At 68.8% G+C, this 16719-nt stretch carries 12 protein-coding genes; 5 read left to right on the top strand and 7 right to left on the bottom strand.

The window, feature by feature from the left end:
• Window positions 1-134 precede the first annotated feature (134 nt).
• Both VLF18_RS15165 and VLF18_RS15160 read left to right on the top strand, forming a co-directional pair.
• A complete protein-coding gene (locus tag VLF18_RS15165; protein WP_325280475.1) occupies window positions 135-2282 on the top strand; it encodes a protein-disulfide reductase DsbD family protein in 2148 nt (715 codons plus the stop codon).
• Entirely contained in the window at window positions 2279-2887 is a 609-nt protein-coding gene (locus tag VLF18_RS15160; RefSeq protein WP_325280474.1) for a thioredoxin family protein, read from the top strand. Before VLF18_RS15165 ends, VLF18_RS15160 begins: the two co-directional genes overlap by 4 nt.
• Before the next feature lie 116 nt (window positions 2888-3003).
• Here VLF18_RS15160 and VLF18_RS15155 read toward each other — a convergent pair whose 3' ends face one another.
• From VLF18_RS15155 to VLF18_RS15130, 6 genes are all read right to left on the bottom strand, one after another.
• A complete protein-coding gene (locus VLF18_RS15155) occupies window positions 3004-4323 on the bottom strand; it encodes a PQQ-dependent sugar dehydrogenase (protein WP_325280473.1) in 1320 nt (439 codons plus the stop codon).
• Window positions 4324-4419: 96 nt separating this feature from the next.
• The gene (locus tag VLF18_RS15150; RefSeq protein ID WP_325280472.1) at window positions 4420-5292 is read right to left on the bottom strand and encodes an NAD(P)-dependent oxidoreductase; all 873 of its coding nucleotides are present in this window, start codon (window positions 5290-5292) and stop codon (window positions 4420-4422) included.
• 90 nt (window positions 5293-5382) lie between these two features.
• Complete coding sequence (locus VLF18_RS15145) at window positions 5383-7047, bottom strand: fatty acid CoA ligase family protein (protein WP_325280471.1); 1665 nt, start codon at window positions 7045-7047, stop codon at window positions 5383-5385.
• Window positions 7048-7266: 219 nt separating this feature from the next.
• Window positions 7267-7992: a M50 family metallopeptidase gene (locus VLF18_RS15140; protein WP_325280470.1), complete on the bottom strand. Its 726-nt coding sequence runs from the start codon at window positions 7990-7992 to the stop codon at window positions 7267-7269.
• Between the two features lie 19 nt (window positions 7993-8011).
• Window positions 8012-8914 carry an alpha/beta fold hydrolase gene (locus tag VLF18_RS15135; RefSeq protein ID WP_325280469.1) on the bottom strand — a complete coding sequence of 301 codons (903 nt, stop codon included), beginning with the start codon at window positions 8912-8914 and terminating at the stop codon, window positions 8012-8014.
• A gap of 122 nt (window positions 8915-9036) precedes the next feature.
• On the bottom strand, window positions 9037-10053 hold the full coding sequence (locus tag VLF18_RS15130; protein WP_325280468.1) for a 3-oxoacyl-ACP synthase III: 1017 nt from the start codon (window positions 10051-10053) through the stop codon (window positions 9037-9039).
• A gap of 332 nt (window positions 10054-10385) precedes the next feature.
• Here VLF18_RS15130 and VLF18_RS15125 point away from each other — a divergent pair, with 332 nt between their 5' ends.
• Both VLF18_RS15125 and VLF18_RS15120 read left to right on the top strand, forming a co-directional pair.
• A complete protein-coding gene (locus VLF18_RS15125; protein ID WP_325280467.1) occupies window positions 10386-12449 on the top strand; it encodes a hypothetical protein in 2064 nt (687 codons plus the stop codon).
• A gap of 20 nt (window positions 12450-12469) precedes the next feature.
• Window positions 12470-12862, top strand: a complete 393-nt coding sequence (locus tag VLF18_RS15120) for a DUF4156 domain-containing protein (protein ID WP_325280466.1) — start codon at window positions 12470-12472, stop codon at window positions 12860-12862.
• A 156-nt stretch (window positions 12863-13018) separates the two neighbouring features.
• Here the strand turns inward: VLF18_RS15120 and VLF18_RS15115 are convergent, their stop codons facing one another.
• A complete protein-coding gene (locus VLF18_RS15115; RefSeq protein ID WP_325280465.1) occupies window positions 13019-15757 on the bottom strand; it encodes a pitrilysin family protein in 2739 nt (912 codons plus the stop codon).
• A gap of 186 nt (window positions 15758-15943) precedes the next feature.
• Here VLF18_RS15115 and VLF18_RS15110 point away from each other — a divergent pair, with 186 nt between their 5' ends.
• Window positions 15944-16642, top strand: coding sequence for an SDR family oxidoreductase (locus tag VLF18_RS15110; protein WP_325280464.1), 699 nt, complete (start codon window positions 15944-15946; stop codon window positions 16640-16642).
• The last annotated feature ends 77 nt before the right edge of the window (window positions 16643-16719 follow it).

Here is a 16719-nt window from a genome sequence, read left to right as displayed (position 1 = left end):
CCGGCGGGCCGGCGCGCACGGCTCGGCGCGCGGCATCGTCGCTTCGGCGCGCAGGACGCGTGGCGGTATGCAATCTTGCGCATTGTGCTGTGGTCCTTTGCGGCACCCAGCCCGTGCCATCTGCCGGAGATCCGATGCCGACGAGTCCGCTACGCCTGCTGCCGCTGCTCGCGCTGCTGTCCGTCGCGGCGGCACCGGCGGCCGTCGTCGAGACCGAACACCTCGCGGTCGAACTCGTCGCCGAGAAGACCGCGCTCGTCGCCGGGCAGGCGAACTGGGTCGGCCTGCGCCTCGACCATGAGCCGCACTGGCATACCTACTGGATGAACGCCGGCGACACCGGCCTGCCGACGCGGTTCGAGTGGGCGCTTGCGCCGGGCTGGCGCGCCGGCGACATCGCCTGGCCCGCGCCGGAGCGGCTGCAGATCGGCGAGCTGTTCAACTTCGGCTATTCCGGCACGAACGTGTTGCCCGTTGCGATCACGCTGCCGGCCGACGCGAAGGCCGGCGAGACGGCGCGCATCACGCTGAAAGCGGACTGGCTGGTCTGCAAGGAAGAATGCATTCCGGGCAAGGCGACGCTCGAACTCTCGCTGCCGGTCGTTGCGGCGGGCAGCGCGCCGGCCGACGCACCCGCTGCGGCATCGCTGCGCACGGCGCTCGCGCAGCGTCCGGTCGACACGAACTGGAACGCGGCCGTCACGGCTGCCGGCGATCGCATCGAGATGCGCATCAGCGGGTCGGATCTGCCCGATATCGCCGGACTCGACGCGTTCGCGCAGCAGCCGCAGGTGCTCGCGAACACGCCGCCGCGGCTTGCGCGCGACGGCGGCGCGCTGACGGTGTCGGCCGCGCGCAGCGACTATTTCACGACCGCTCCGCGCGCGCTCGACCTCGTGCTCGTGCAGCGCGGCGACGCCGGCAGCGTGCGCGCCTGGCGCGTCGCGGCCGACTGGCCTGCAGCGACGTCCGGCGGCAGCGCAACCGCGGCGGCACCGTCGACACCCGGCGGCGGTTCCGGCGATGCGGTCGGCGGTCTCGGCGTCGCGCTGCTGCTCGCACTGTTCGGCGGCCTCGTGCTGAACCTCATGCCCTGCGTGTTTCCCGTGCTGTCGCTCAAGGCGCTCGGACTCGCCGAGACCGCGCATGCGCCGGGCGCCGCGCGGCGCGACGGTCTTGCGTATCTGGCCGGCGCCGTCTCCGGTTTCGTCGCGCTGGCCGCCGTGCTGCTCGCGCTGCGCGCCGCAGGCCAGGGGCTCGGCTGGGGCTTCCAGCTGCAGTCGCCGCTGCTCGTCGCGCTGCTCGCCTATCTGATGGTCGGCATGGGCCTGAGCCTGTCCGGCGCGTTCGTGATCGGCGCGCGGCTCGCCGGCACCGGCCAGTCGCTCGCCGACGGCCAGGGCGCGCGCGCCGCCTTTTTCACGGGACTGCTCGCCTGCGTCGTCGCGAGTCCGTGCACGGCGCCGTTCATGGGACCGGCGCTCGGCTTCGCGCTGACCCAGCCCGCGCTCGGCGCGCTCGCCGTATTCGCGGCACTCGGCGTCGGCCTCGCGCTGCCGATCGTCGTGCTCGGTTTCGTACCGCTGCTCGCGCGCTGGCTGCCGCGCCCGGGCGCCTGGATGGATGCGTTCAAGCAACTGATGGCCTGGCCGCTGTACCTCACGGCCGTCTGGCTGTTCTGGGTGCTCATGCGGCAGGTCGGCGCCGATGCGGCCGCGCTCGCGCTGGTCGGTCTCGTCGCGCTGATCGCCGCGCTCGTGCTGTTCGGCCGCAACCAGCTGCGCGTCGCACCCGGCTGGCCGCGGCATGTCGCGGTCGCTGTGCTGCTCGCGCTCGCCCTCGCGCCGCTGTCGGCGATCACGTCGCTCGCGACGCGCGGCGGAACCTCGGCCGACGGCGAGGTCTGGCAGGCATGGACGCCGCAGCGTCTGGACGAACTGCGCCGCGCCGGCGAGCCGGTATTCGTGAACATGACGGCGGCCTGGTGCATCACCTGCCTCGCGAACGAGCGCGTCGCGCTGTCGTCGGGCGATTTCGCGCAGCGCCTGCAGCGCGACGGCATCCGCTATCTGAAAGGCGACTGGACGACGCAGGACGCGGCCATCACCGCGTATCTCGCCGAGTTCTCGCGCAGCGGCGTGCCGCTGTACGTCGTCTATCCGCGCGGCGGCGGCACCCCCGAGGTGCTTCCGCAGCTCCTGACCCCCGGCCTCGTCGACGCCGCGCTCGCGCGCGCCGCGGCAGGCTCGTCGTCCCCACCCGCCACCCGGAGTCCACCATGAAACTGATCTCCACGCTGCTCGCCGCCGCGCTGTCCTTCTCCGCCGCGCCGCTACTGGCCAAGGTCGAAGTCGGCCAGCCGGCGCCGGGCTTCAGCCTCACCGACAGCAACGGCAAGACGCGCTCGCTCGAAGAGTTCAAAGGCAAGACGGTCGTGCTCGAATGGACGAACGCCGAGTGCCCGTTCGTGAAGAAGCACTACGGCAGCGGCAACATGCAGGCGCAGCAGAAGGACGCGACCGGCGCCGGCGTCGTCTGGCTGTCGATCAACTCCGGCGCGCCCGGCAAGCAGGGCCAGCTCGACGGCGCCGGCGCGAACGCGCTGATCAAGACCAGCAACGGCGCGCAGACCGCCTACCTGCTCGATCCCGAAGGCAAGGCCGGCAAGGCCTACGGCGCGAAGACGACGCCGCACATGTACGTCATCGACGGCCAGGGCGTGCTGCGCTACATGGGCGGCATCGACTCGATCCAGAGCGCCGACGCCGCCGACATTCCGAAGGCGACGCAGTACGTGAAGCAGGCGCTGGCCGAACTCTCGGGCGGCAAGCCGGTCAGCGTGCCGGTGTCGCAGCCCTACGGGTGTTCGGTGAAATACGGAAGCTGAGAAACACGGGCGAGCACGCAGGAAATAGAGAAAGCGGCATTGTCGCGTTTTTCCGAAACCGCAAGGAAACAGGGGAGCTCGTGCTCCCCTGTTTCTCGTCTGCTGATCGCTGTTTCTTACTCGAAATCGTCCTCGAAGATCTGATCCGTCGTGATCCGGTGGATCTGGCCGTTGCTGCGCGTGATGTAGATGTTGCCGTCGACGTCTTCGCCAAAACCATAAATCGAACCGGTGCCGAGGCCGGTCAGGCGGTTCACGCCGCCGGAATCCCAGGTGCCGCCGGTCGATTCCGACCACCACAGGTCGCTGCTGCAGGAATCGCCGTAGAAATACGTGCCGCGCATCGGCACGTAGGGACCGCGGTAGACGAAGCCGCCGGTCACGGCGCAGGCGCTCGAATGGCCATATTCGATGACCGGCGCGATCGTCGAGGTCGCCGACGGACAGTTCGTGCCGCTGCCCGGGGTCGTGAAATAGTGGCGTCCCTCGCAGCGGCTCCAGCCGTGGTCGAGACCGCCGGCGCCGTCGGGAGCGACCGTGATTTCCTCCCAGCTGCCCTGGCCGACGTCGCCGATGATCAGGCGATGGTCGAGCCGGTCGAAGCTGAAGCGCCACGGATTGCGGAAGCCCGAAGCCCAGATCTCGTCGCAGGTGTTGCTCGTGCCGACGTGCGGATTGGCGCCGGGAATCGAATATTCCGCCGGCGAGATGCCGCTGGAGCCGCACATGTCGTTTCCGACCGCGCCGCCGCGCGTGTCGACGTCGATGCGCAGCATGTGGCCGAGCATGAAGTACTGGATGCCCGACGGATTCGTGCCGCAGGAGTTGCGGTTGTTGTCGGCCGGCTTTTTCCAGAGGCATTCGGCGAAGCCGTGCGGATTGTTCTGGTCGCCGCTGTCGCCCGAGGAAATGTACAGATAGCCGTCGCGGCCGAAATGGATGTCGCCGCCGTTATGGTTGCCGGCCAGATCCGGCAGACGCAGGATGATGGTTCCGTTCGTGTTGGCGACGTCGGAGGTCAGGCTCGGCACGGTGTAGCGCGCAACGACCTGATCGGGTGTCGTGCCCAGCCGCGGATCCCCGCTCGGCCGCGTGTAGAAGATGTAGAACTCAGTGTTGTGAGGTTGGCCGGCCAGGCCGAAGTTCGGATGGAAGGCGAGGCCGAGCAGGCCGCTTTCGCTGGACTGGGTCACGCCGAGCGTGAGGAACGGCGTCGGCAACGCCGCACCGTTCTTGATGACGCGGATGTTGCCGCCCTTCTCGACGACGAACAGACGGCCGCTGCCGTCGTTCGGCGCGCGCAGCGCAACCGGCGTGGAAAACGTGGTCGACGCGTTCGGCACGCGGGCCAGGAACATGCCGGCCGGCGGTGCCGCCGCCGCGGGAACCGATACGGCGGCCAGCAGTGCGGCCGCGACAGCGCTAGTGAGACGCATGAGGGGATCTCCGTCCAGGGAAGACTGCCCTTGTACGCCTAGGTACGTGACGAAACCAGTGCGACGTCGCGCCGTCGTGACGGCGCGCACATCGCTTCAGACCTGCGGTCGCTTCAGGCGGATCAGCGCGGAGATGTCGTCGTCGGCATGGCCGCGCGCCATGAGTTCGGCGTAGTCGGCCAGCGACTTCTCGATGACGCTGCGATCGGTGCCCGCGGCCAGCGCGAGGTCGCGCACGATGCGCAGATCCTTGTGCAGCAGCCCGAGCTTGAAGCCGACGCTGAACTGGTTCGCGAGCATCGTTGCGCCGCGCTTGTCCAGGAACCAGTTGCCGGCGGCGCCGGCGGCGAGCGTCGGCAGCAGCGCATCGGGCGCGAGGCCCAGCGCTTCGCCGAGCGCGAGCCCTTCGGTGACGGCCTGGGCGATGCCCGCGATCAGCACCTGATTGACGGCCTTCGTGTTCTGTCCCGCGCCGACCGGACCCATGTGCGTGACGCGCGCGGCATAGGCGTCGAGCACCGGGCGCACGCGGGCGAGCGTCGCGGCTTCGCCGCCGGCCATGATCGACAGCTTGCCGTTCTTCGCGCCCTCGACGCCGCCGGAGACCGGCGCGTCGACGAAGTCGCCGCCCGCGGCACGCAACAGGGCGGCGGCGGCGCTCGCGGTCGTCGAGGATACGGTCGAGTGGTCGACGACGATCGTGCCCGGCGCCGCCGCGGCGGCGACCGTCCGGCTGACGTCGATCACGTCGCTGTCGGCGCTAACGCACAGCACGACCACATTGCAGCACTGTGCAATCGTATCCGCGGTTGCCGCGATCGTGCCCTCGTGCGCCGCGGCGAAGCGCTGCGCCTTGTCGGGACTTCGATTGGCGACCGCGGCGAGCAGGCCGCGCTGGTGCAGGTGTGCGGCCATGGACCAGCCCATAGCGCCGAGGCCGACGAAGCCGGCACGGATGGCGTGTTGCATGGAATTCGACGCGGAAGGAACGGAGGCCGCTAGCAGAGCGCAAGCGGCGCCGACGACGCAAGAGCCATAAGGAAGATCGCGGACAAGCGCTCAGCGCGCCGGCATGCCGAGCTTCGTGCCGGCCCAGCGCGCCAGCGTTTCGCGGCCGATCTTGGCGTTGTGGCGGATGTCGACCGGAAAGCGCGGATGGAACAGCACGCGCGCGATGCCGCGCGTGTGGGCGAAGCCGGCCGCGCAGTTGAGCGCCTCGGCTTCGATGCGTTCGGCCGCGTCCGTCGCGCCGGCTTCGAGTTCGAGCACGATGACGGGCTGCTGCGCGCCCGCGGCGCCGACGCCGACCAGCGCGCTGCGGCGCACGCCGGCGATCGCGTTGAAGATCGGCTCGGCCTGTTCCGTATAAAGGTCGCCCGCCGCGGTGCGCACGCGCTGCGACTTGCGCCCGCAGAACCAGAGCCGGCCCTGCGCGTCGAAATAGCCGAGATCGCCCATGCGATGCACGATGCGCGCGCCGTCGCGGATCTTGGCCAGCGCCGTCGCCGCGGGCCGCGCGTGATAGGCCTCGGTGGTGGTCGGCCCGGCGACGGTGATTTCGCCGACCTCGCCGACGGGCAGTTCGCGCACGCCGCTCCAGTCGGCGATGGCCTCGTCGCTGATCGCGATGATGCGTACCGTGTTCGCCGCGAGCGGACGGCCGACGCAGGTGCCGGCGCCGCGCTCGGTCGCCGTGCGCGTGTCGTGCAGCAGCTCCGCGCTTTCGATGACGGCCAGCGGCAGGCATTCGGTCGCGCCGTAGGGCGTGTAGATCTCGGCCGCCGGATCGAGCCACGGCCTGAGCCGCGCGAGTATCGCCGGCGCTACCGGCGCACCGGCGGAAATCACGCGGCGCAGACCCGGCAGGCGCACACCGTGCCGCTCGCAGTGGCGCGACAGCGTGTCGAGCAGCGCGGGCGAGCCGAACAGCATGTCGACGCCGTAGCGCTCGATCGCGGCGACGAGCTTGCGCGGATCGGCGCCGGCCGGGCGCGTCGGATCCATGTCGGGAATGACCGAGGTCGAGCCGAGCGCCGGATCGAACAAGGCAAAAGGTGGAAACGTGGGCATGTTCACATGCCCCGGCGACAGCGCGAACGCCTCGCGCAGCAGCTCGACCTGGGCGAGGAAATGCCGGTGCAGGTATTCCACGCCCTTCGGCACGCCGGTCGAGCCCGAGGTGAACAGGATCGCCGCGAGTTCGTCGGGCCGCGTCGGCGCCGCGGGAAGCCGCAGCGTCGGCACGACCTCGCGCAGCTGCTGCAGGCGCCTGCCGCCCCAGCCGAACGGCCCGCCGACCGTGACCACGACGCGCACCGAGCGGCTCGCCCAGCGCAGCACGATGCGCGCGATCTGGGCGAGCGGAATGCCGACGAAGGCTTCCGGCGCGGCTTCGTCGAGACACTGCCGCAGCGCGCGCCTGTCGATGCCCGGATCGATGAGCACCGGCACCGCGCCGAGCTTGAACAGCGCGAACATCAGCACGAACAGCTCGCGGCCGGGCCGCACCATCAGCGCCGTCTTCATTCCGCGCGCGATGCCGGCAGCGGCCAATGCCGCCGCACTGTGATCGCTCGCGGCATCGAGTTCGGCATAGCCGATGTCGAGGTACGGCGGCAGTTCGCCCGTGCGCGACGCGCGCTGCGGCACGCGCAGCGCGACGGCGTCGGGGCGGAGCTTCGCCATTTCGCTGAGCGCGCTGGCGATGTTGGCAGTTTCAGTCATGCGCGGAAGTCGGCCGGGAGCGCAAGCACTTTCCCGCAAGCTCGCTTGGCGAAAAGGGTTGCGTGAGGTGGGGAGAATTCTCGGCACGCGGCACTGCGAGCTTGTCGCCGGCGCGCTGATCCGCCGTCGCAATCATCGAAGACGAGCGCGCGCGCAGACCTCTCCCCCTCGCCCCGGCCCTCTCCCCCGACGATGTCGGAAGAGAGGGGCTTGTCGGCGTCACGTCAGCCGTCCCGGCACAGCCGCCGCCGGCGCAATGCGCCGCCGGTACGCGAGCCGCAGCGTGAACAGCAGCATCGCGAGCGAGAGGGCGGCCCAGACCACGGTCCAGATCACGGCCGGGATGCCGGTCGCCTGGGCCATGCTCAGCGCGTCGGTCTGCACGTTGCTCGCGGCCGACAGGCGCAGCAGCGTGAACAGGCTGTTGAAGCCGTCGAGCACGAGCTGCAGCGCGAGCACCATCAGCAGGATGTCGCTCCACGGCGGACGCAGGCGCAGGCCGGCGAGGAACATCGCCGCGGCGAGCGCGAGCCCGGTCGCGATGCCGAACAGATTGCGCACGAACAGCAGGCACAGCACGCCGAGCACGATGCCGAGCGCCATCAGCAGCACGCGCGAAGCGACGCCGCGCGCGGCGAGCAGGATCAGCACGCCGCCGAACACCGCGCTGCCGATGTAGCCGGCGCTCGAGATGACCCAGCGCCAGCCGCCGGCCGACCAGGCGAGGCCCGAAAGATCGGGACTCACGGTGAAGCGGTGGAAGTCGCCGCCGGTCGCGAGCGCCGCCAGTCCGTGGCTGATCTCGTGCACGAAGGTGCCGAACAGCCGGAACGGATAGACCACGAGCCCGACGCCCGGGATCTGCCAGAGCACGAGCAGGACCAGCGTCAGCGCCGCGAGTCCGGCGAGTTCGCTCCAGCGCCAGCCGTCCGAGAATCCGCTCATCGCGTCGCCTCCGTGAAGTTCAGCCCGTGCGCTGCAGGAATGCGCGCACCGAGGGAATCAGATGATCGTGCGCGTCTTCGAGCAGGTAATGGCCGGCCTGCGCGTATTCGTGCGCTTCGGCGCCCGGAAAACGCCGGCGCCATTCGGCAAGAAACGCCTTGTCGAACACGAAATCGCGCAGGCCCCAGCCGATCAGCATCGGCCGGTCGCCGAACTGGCCGAGGTCGCGTCCCGTGCGCTCGACCAGATCCCAGGCGCGGTCTCCGCGGCCAAGCGGAATGTCCTGCACGAAGCGCACGGTCGACAATCGGTTGGCCGGCGTGTCGTATGGCGCGAGGAACGCGTCGCGCACCTCGGGCTGCAGCGGCGTCGTGACGCCCCAGCGCGCCGCACCGCGCGCGAACGCGTTGTGCCTGAGAATCAGCCATTCGCCGAGTTTCGAATCGCGGCCGAGCCGCAGCGCGGCCGGCAGGCGCTGACCCTTGGGATTCGGAAAGGCGGCCGTGTTCGTGATGATGAGCCGCGCGACGCGTTCGGGCCGGCGGCAGGCCCAGGCCATGCCGATCATGCCGCCCCAGTCGTGCACGGCCAGCGTCCAGCCGCGTTCCGGCGCGCCTTCGTTGCGGATCAGGTGGTCGACGAGCGCGTCAAGATCGTCGACGCGCGACTGCAGCGTGTAGACGTAGCGGCTGTCGTCGGGTTTGTCCGACAGGCCCATGCCGATGTGATCGGGCACGATGCAGCGGTGCGTGTCGCGCAGGCCGAGCACGAGCCGGCGCCAGTAGTACGACCAGGACGGGTTGCCGTGCAGCATCAGGACCGGCCGCGCGCTGCGCGCGCCTTCGTCGAGATAGTGCTGACTCAGGCCGTGGGCGTGAGTGAAACGCAGTCCGCGGAACGGGTAGTCGGGTAGGACTGGCATGCGCGAGGTCGGCACTCGTCAGGCGGCGCGGGCCGCGGCGGCCGGATGATAGCCGAGCCCGCAGCGGAAACGATCGGACGACCGCCGGGCCGCATCGCTGCCGGTGCAGGCCCGCTTGCGGTTTACCAGACGACTTCGGCCATCGAGCAGTTCAGCCCCGAACCGATGCCGAGCAGCGCGACGCGCTTGCCCTTCTGCAGGCGGCCCATTTCCTTGAGCTTGGACAGCACGATCGGCACCGAGGCCGGACCGATGTTGCCGTGCTCCGGAAAGATCGCATGCACCTTCTTCGGATCGATGCCGAGCAGGCGGCAGAATTCTTCGGTGTGGACGCGGCTGATCTGGTGGATCACGAACTCGTCGAGTTCGTCGATGACCCAGCCCAGCGCCGCGCGCGCGGCCTGGAAGGTCTTGCTCGCGAGCTTCAGCCCTTCGATCAGCAGGCTGCGCGTGTCGGTGATCATGCGATCGAGATTGCCGCGGCACAGGTGCGAGAACTCGGTCGCCGCACGCGTGACCGAGCCGAGGAACTGATGGCCGTCCGGCAGCAGCTCGGCGCGGCCCATGACCATCGCCGCGGCGCCCGAGCCCAGCGTCAGCGACGCGAATTCGTTGCGGAATTCCTTCTCGCCGATGTCCGGCGAGAGCATCCGCTCGATGGTTTTCTCGGTGATGAGGTTCGAGGTTTCGCCGTCGACGATCAGCGCGTATTCGATGTCGCCGCGTTCGATCATGCGTGCGGCGATGTCCATGCCGTTGAGGAACGCGAGGCAGGCGTTGCCGACGTCGAAGTTCTGGCAGGTGTCGGCGAGGCCGAGATTGCCGTGGATGATGCTGGCGGTCGACGGTTCGAGATAGTCGCGGCAGACCGAGGTGTTGATCAGGATGCCGATCTTTTCGTGCGGCACGCCCGACTCGGCCAGTGCCTTCTGCGCCGCGGCGGTCGCCGCTTCCGACGGCAGCGTGTCCTTGTCCCAGATGCGCCGCGCCTGAATGCCGGCAATGTCTTCGAGCACGTTGTCGCGGATGCCGAGGCGCTGGATCGTGGGCAGCAGGCGCTCGTTGAGTTCAGCCGAAGTCAGACGGACGGGCGCGTCGATATGAGCAACGCTGGCGATGGCGACGTGCTTGAAGAGCATGGGAGGTGCCGCAATGAGGTGACCGCGAAGGCTATAGCCTTAGTTTGGATGCCGCAACCAACGCAACGCGCACTCCGGCGGCCGCAGCCTGCACGATGGCGGACGCGGCACCGGGCGGTACGCCCGGAGGGTTTCGACGCCGTCGCATGCAGGTTGCGGCGCCGTCGCTGAAAACCAAGCGGGCACAAGGATTTGCGGCAGCGAGCGCATTCGCCGCGCGGCGCCGCATCGTGGCACGGGCCGTGCCATGTCCGCAGCGAGCGCCGCGCAACGACTGCATTCAGATTGCGCTCGCTAAGGTTCGAGGTCGCCGTCTGTCGTGAGGGGAAGCCATGAAAGTCGTCAAGGAATTCGTCATAGCCGGCCTGCTCGCACTCGGACTCGCCGCGCCCGCGGCGGCCGTCCGCGAGCTGCAGGGGCAGGCACCGTCGGGCGCCGCTTATCGCATCGCCGTTCCCGACGGGTGGGAGCCGGGCGACGGACTCGTGCTGTACCAGCACGGACTCAATTTTTCGCCCGACACCGATCCCGGACTCGGCCCGTTGCGCGACACCGCACTCGAGCAGGGCTATGCGATCGCCGGGTCCGGTTTCAGCACGCGCGGCTGGGCGCTGCTGCGTGCCGTCGACGAGAACAAGGAACTCCTCGAGATCTTCCGCCGCGACGTCGGCAATCCCGGTGAACTGATTCCATTCGGCGGTTCGATGGGCGGCCTGATCGCGCTGAAGATCGCCGAGGACCGCGAACTCAATCCGCTCGTCAAAGGCGTGCTCGCGCTGTGTCCGCCGGTCGCGGCATCGCGTGCCTGGGACAGCGGTCTCGATCTGCGCCTGGCCTACGACACGGTCTGCGCCGACGTCGACAACGGCCGGCTGAAGACCGGCGACGAGCCGTATCCCTGGGCCTACAATCTCGGCGACATTCCGGACGATCTCGAAGACCTGCAGTTCGATCCGGACGTGCGCAGCGCCTTGCTGAGCGTCGTCGTCTGCACCGGCATCTCGCTGCCGCAGAGCATCCGCACGAACGGCATGCGCGAGCGGCTCGCCCGGCTGCAGCGCATCACGAGCATCGAGGACGAGCGCTTCCTGCTGACCAACATCGCCTATTCCACGTTCGTGCTCAGCGATGTGCTGCGCGCGCCCGACAAGATGGACGGGCGCAATCCCTTCGGCAACCTCGGTGCAATGTACGCCGACGCGGATCTCGACAGCCGCATCCGCCGCGTGTCCGTGCAGCCCGCCGCGCGCGTCGAGTTCAACTGGCATTCCGACTATCGCGGCGACGTCGGCACGGCCAAGGTGCTGTCGCTGCACACCAGCGGCGACGAGCTCGTGATTCCGCAGCACCAGTACGTGCTGCGGCAGAAGACGCCGGATGCGCAGCTCCTGAGCGCCGTCGTCCGCGAAACCGAGCCGAGCCACTGCGGCTTCTCCGAGGCCGAGGGACTGGTCGCCTGGGAAGCGCTGCGGCGCTGGAAGGACGGCGCGCCGAAGCCGACCGTGGCGCAGATGCAGCAGGGCTGTCTCGGCATCGCGGCCGCGACCGACTGCCGCTTCGACGAGGGCTACGTGCCGGGCAACATCGACGCGGTCGTGCCGTCGCGCGGCGCACCGCTCACGGTCGATGCGCGCTTCAACGGTTCCTGGTTCGACCCGTCGCGCAGCGGCGAGGGCATCGCGCTCGAAGTGCTGCCGGGCGGACGCGCGATTGTCTATTTCTTTACGTTTTCACCGGCCGGCGGCCCGACGCCGCAGGCATGGCTGATCGGCGACGGCAAGGTCGTCCCCGGCGGCATCGCGTTCGATACGACCTACCACCGGCCGAGCCGTCCCGACGGCGGCGCGGTATCGGCCGATCCTACCGACTGGGGCCGCCTGTTCATCGGTTTCTCCGACTGCAATACCGGCGAGCTGCGCTGGGAAGGCCCGCAGAACTGGGGCCGCAAGACCGTGCCGATCACACGGCTGACCGCACTCAAGGGACTCGGCTGCGGCAACATGGGCACGGCGCCCGCGCAGGCCAGCGGATCGTGGTTCGATCCGAGCCGCGGCGGTTCGGGCTTCCACGTCGAACAGTTCGAAGGCGATCGCTTTCTCGTGATGTATTACGGCGCGCCGGGCAGCAGCGACTTCGTCGGCTGGGCCAGCGGCGTCGCGACCGGCAACCTCGCGACCGGCGCAACGGTCGAACTCGCGACCGTGACCGGCCCGGTGTTCGGTGATGCGTTCGATCCGGCTGCGGTGGTCAATCATCCGGGCGCACTGAGCCTGCAGATCCGTCTGGGCTGCAGCAGCGGCACGGCGACGCTGACCCAGGCCGGCGGCACCCCGGTATCGCTGAATCTGCAACGCCTGACCGCGCCCGACGGTATCGCGCCGTGCGCTTCCAACTGACCCCAGCCCCGAGAATCGCCATGAAGACCGCACTGCTCGCCGCCGCTCTCGTCCTGCTGAGCGGCTGCACCTGGGTCAAGCTCGACGACGCCGGCACGCGCGTCCGCGTCGCCTACGACGGCCGCGTCGACGGCTGCGACAAGGCCGGCGAAGTCACCGTATCGGTGAAGGATCGCGTCGGCTTCTATGACCGCAACGACCTCAAGGTCAGGGACGAACTCGAAACGCTCGCGCGCAATCAGGCCGTGAGCCTGCCCGCCGATACCATCGTCGCGCGCAGCGAGCCGCGCAACGGTGAACAGCTGTTCGACGCCTATCGCTGCGGCGGCGGCCGCCGCGCGGCGACGACGCGCGAATACGCGCCGGCGCGCGCGAAGGAAAAGGAGGACGCGGAGACGTTTCCGGTGCGTTGATAGGAATGTGGAATCGCAGGAACCCGCGAAGAAGTTTTCAGCGCTTCCCTCCAGCGCACGGGTAAGGACGGCAACCGGGAGCGGCGAACCGTTCGAGCGAACACCGCGTTTGCCCGAACGGGTGTCGATTCCCGATTCCCCATTCCCGTCGTGCGTTCAGCGCACGACTTTTCCATCCGCGTCCACGACCTTCACCTCGCCCAGATTCAGCGCGCGCACGCCGGCTTCGATCTTCGCGAGATCGCCGACGATGAGCCAGGTCAGCGCATCGGGACGTACGACTTCCGTCGCGGCGGCCTGGATGTCGGCGGGTTTCTGGTTCTCGATGCGCTGCTTGAACGTCTGCACGTAGTCGTCGGGCCGGTCGTTGCGCACGATGTCGATGACGGCCGCGAGTACCGCACCCGTGGTTTCGAAGCGACCCGGCAGTTCGCGCACGTCGTTGTTGCGCGCGCGGTCGATCTCCTCGCCCGTGATCGGCCGCTTGCCGCTGATGTCACGGACTTCCTTGAGCAGCTCGGCGACCGATTCGGCGGTCTTGTCGGTCTGCACCGGCGCGTAGAGCAGGAACATGCCCGGACCTTCGGCGCCGGGCAGCAGGCTGCGCACGCCGTAGGCCCAGTGCTTGTCCTCGCGCAGATTCATGTTGAGCCGCGACATGAAGGAGCCGCCGAGGATCGTGTTCATCGTGCCGATCTCGAGGTAGTTCTTCGCGCGCGACGACGGCGCGGTCTCGCCGGCAAGAATCAGCGACTGCTGCGCGCCGGGACGGTTCATCAGGAACACGCGCGGCGCAGACGGTTGTGCGACGTCGACGACGACGGGTTTCTTCAGTCCGGCCGCCGGCGCCTTCCAGTCGCCGAACACCGCGTCGAGTTCGCGCGTGATTTCCGCGAGCGTGGTGTCGCCGGCGACCATGATGCGTGCGTTGTCGGGCCGGATGAAATCGCGGTGGTAGTCGGCGAGATCCTGCGGCGTCAGCGATGTGATCGACGCAACCGTGCCCGACCCCGTGAACGGAATCGCATAGGGATGCCCGTCGCCGTAGATCAGCGGCGGCAGCAGGCGCAGCGCGATCGACACCGGCTGCGTGCGCTCCTGCGCGATGCCCGACAGCCACAGGCCGCGAACGCGCTCCATGTCGGCCTGCGCATAGGCCGGGTTGCGTACGATGTCCGCGAACAGCGCGAGCGACGGCTTGAGCTGCGATTTCAGCGCATTCATCGTCACGCCGTTCACGTCGAGGTCGGCGCCCGCGCTGATGCCGACGCCGAGCTCCTCCTGACGCTTGGCGATCTGGAGCGCGTCGAGCGAGCGCGTGCCTTCGTCGAGCATCGCCATCGCGAACGAGGCCGTGCCGAGCTTGCGGCCCTGGTCGGACGCATAGCCGCCGCCGAACTGCAGGCTGAGCTGCACGATCGGAATCGAGCTTCGCCGCGCGAGCACGACTTCGATGCCGTTACGCAGCCTGCCGCGCTCGATGGCGGGAAAGGTCAGGTCCGGAAACGAGTCGACGGCCGGCAGACCCTTGCTGCGGTCGACGATGTCGGACGTCGTCGAATAGTCGGGGAACGGCTCGATGACGAGCGTGTAGTCGCCGCGCGAGACCCACTGTTTCGCGGCGGCCTGCACGTCGGCGACGGTCGCTGCATCCATGCGCGCGAGCGCCTTGCGATAGGCACCGGGATCGCCCGCGAATACCTGGCCTTCGGCGAGCGTGCGCGCCTTGCCCGAACCGCCGACCTTCTCGATGGCGCGCACGAGGCCGGCAAGCGTCGAGGTCTTCACGCGCTGCAGTTCATCCTCGGTCGGTCCCTTGTCGAGAAACCGCTGCCATTCCTCGGCGACTACCTGCTCCACGCGCACCGGATCGACGCCCTTCTTCACGTCGACTTCGACGCTGAACAGGCTCGCGAGCTCCATCGCCTCGATGCTGACGCTGACCGAGTCGGCAAGCTGCTCGCGATAGATCAGCCGTTCATAGAGCCGCGACGTCTTGCCGCCGCCGAGAATCGCCGCGGCCAGCTGCAGCCGCGTGAGGTCCGCCGTGTGCCGCTGCGGCACGTTCCAGTTCTTGTAGATGCGCACCTGAGCGACGCGGTCCTGCGCGACGTCGCGCGTGGATTCGGCGCGCGGCGCGACCCAGGCCTCGCGCCGCGCAAGCGGCGGACCGGAACCGATCGCACCGAAGTACTTCTCCATTTTCTGCTTCGCGGTCGCGACGTCGATGTCGCCGGCGAGCACGACGGTCGTATTGGCTGCACCGTAGTAGTCGCGGAACCATTGCTTCACGTCGTCGAGACTCGCCGCGTTCAGGTCTTCCATCGACCCGATCGTTTCCCAGCGATACGGATGGCCCTCGGGAAAGCTCGCGCGCAGGATGCGTTCGTAGGCGAGACCGTAGGGCTCGTTGTCGCCCTGGCGCTTCTCGTTCTGCACGACACCGCGCTGTTCGTCGAGCTGCTTCTGGTCGATCGCACCAAGCAGATGGCCCATGCGATCGGATTCGAGCCACAGCGTCATGTCGAGCGCGGTCGTCGGCACGGTCTCGAAATAGTTCGTGCGATCGGCGTTCGTCGTGCCGTTGCGGTCGGTCGCGCCGACCTGTTCGAGCGGGCGGAAGAACTCGTCGCGGAAGTTCTCCGAGCCCTGGAACATCAGGTGTTCGAACAGATGCGCGAAGCCGGTCTTGCCAGGGCGCTCGTCCTTGGAGCCGACGTGATACCAGACGCCGACCGCGACGACCGGCGCCTTGCGGTCCTCGTGCACGATCACGGTCAGGCCGTTCGCGAGCTGGAATTTTTCGAACGGAATGTCGATCGCGTCGGCCGCTCCGGCGAAGGTGCGGCCAGTCGCGAGCACGAGCCCGGCGGCGAGGATGAGCGTCTTGCGCATGTACTGCTCCAAGGAAAAGGCGCGATCGGAATCGCCGGAGGCTAACGGACGGCCGTCGCGGCAGGCAATTGCGCCCTGACCGCGACCCGCGCGTGAAGTTTCCGTGCAGAGGCGGCCGCTGAGGTTGCGCCGCGGCGCGGCGCTGACGCAGCATGCGGCGGACCGTATCACGCAAGGAGCCTGGGCATGTCCTATGCGATCGTCAGCGGCGCGAACCGCGGTATCGGACTGGAACTCGTCGCGCAGCTGCTCGGGCGCGGCTGGCGCGTCATCGCCGGCTGCCGCAAGACGCAGGTGCTGCGGCTGACGGAACTGGCGGGTGCGCACCCGGGACACCTGCACGTGATGCCGCTCGATGTCGCGAGCGAGCGTTCGATCAACGCCTTCGTCGCGGAAGCCGGCATCGTCACCGACCATGTCGATCTGCTCGTCAACAACGCGGGCGTGCTCGTGTCTGGCGAACGCTACGGAAGCGTCGCCGCGAAATCGCTGATCGAGAGCTTCACCGTCAACGCCGCCGGCGCACTGCTGCTGACCCAGGCCTGCACGGCGCTGTTGACCCAGGCGGAGTCCGCGCGCGTCGCGAACGTCTCGACGATGATGGCCTCGCTCGCGCAGACCGACACCTTCCGGACACCGAGCTACGCGATGAGCAAGGCCGCGCTGAACATGGCCACGCGCCTGCTTGCAGCGGAACTGACGCCGCAGGGCATCGTCGTCGCGAGCCTGCATCCGGGCTGGGTACAGACCGACATGGGCGGCGCCGGCGCCCCGCTCGCCGTCGACACGGCGGCGACGCTGCTGCTCGATCGCATCCTCGCGCTCGGCACGGACGATGCGGGACGGTTCATCGCGAGCGAGGATGGCGCGGAGTTGCCGTGGTGATGCGAGGAACGCTGAGGAGTGAGAAAAAAGTAAAACGCGGTACCGCGCTCTTTTCTCACTCCTCTCAAATCTTTCCT

Source organism: Tahibacter sp., from assembly GCF_035481375.1.
GTDB lineage: Bacteria > Pseudomonadota > Gammaproteobacteria > Xanthomonadales > Rhodanobacteraceae > Tahibacter.
This window is presented reverse-complemented; position numbering and strand designations above follow the sequence as displayed.

Excerpts from the sequence above, each read along its gene's own strand:
- VLF18_RS15120 (WP_325280466.1), top strand. The coding sequence starts at position 12,470 with ATGAAGACCGCACTGCTCGCCGCCGCTCTCGTCCTGCTGAGCGGCTGC.
- VLF18_RS15140 (WP_325280470.1), bottom strand. The coding sequence starts at position 7,992 with ATGAGCGGATTCTCGGACGGCTGGCGCTGGAGCGAACTCGCCGGACTC.
- VLF18_RS15130 (WP_325280468.1), bottom strand. The coding sequence starts at position 10,053 with ATGCTCTTCAAGCACGTCGCCATCGCCAGCGTTGCTCATATCGACGCG.
- VLF18_RS15155 (WP_325280473.1), bottom strand. The coding sequence starts at position 4,323 with ATGCGTCTCACTAGCGCTGTCGCGGCCGCACTGCTGGCCGCCGTATCG.
- VLF18_RS15165 (WP_325280475.1), top strand. The coding sequence starts at position 135 with ATGCCGACGAGTCCGCTACGCCTGCTGCCGCTGCTCGCGCTGCTGTCC.
- VLF18_RS15135 (WP_325280469.1), bottom strand. The coding sequence starts at position 8,914 with ATGCCAGTCCTACCCGACTACCCGTTCCGCGGACTGCGTTTCACTCAC.
- VLF18_RS15110 (WP_325280464.1), top strand. The coding sequence starts at position 15,944 with ATGTCCTATGCGATCGTCAGCGGCGCGAACCGCGGTATCGGACTGGAA.
- VLF18_RS15115 (WP_325280465.1), bottom strand. The coding sequence starts at position 15,757 with ATGCGCAAGACGCTCATCCTCGCCGCCGGGCTCGTGCTCGCGACTGGC.
- VLF18_RS15150 (WP_325280472.1), bottom strand. The coding sequence starts at position 5,292 with ATGCAACACGCCATCCGTGCCGGCTTCGTCGGCCTCGGCGCTATGGGC.
- VLF18_RS15145 (WP_325280471.1), bottom strand. The coding sequence starts at position 7,047 with ATGACTGAAACTGCCAACATCGCCAGCGCGCTCAGCGAAATGGCGAAG.
- VLF18_RS15160 (WP_325280474.1), top strand. The coding sequence starts at position 2,279 with ATGAAACTGATCTCCACGCTGCTCGCCGCCGCGCTGTCCTTCTCCGCC.
- VLF18_RS15125 (WP_325280467.1), top strand. The coding sequence starts at position 10,386 with ATGAAAGTCGTCAAGGAATTCGTCATAGCCGGCCTGCTCGCACTCGGA.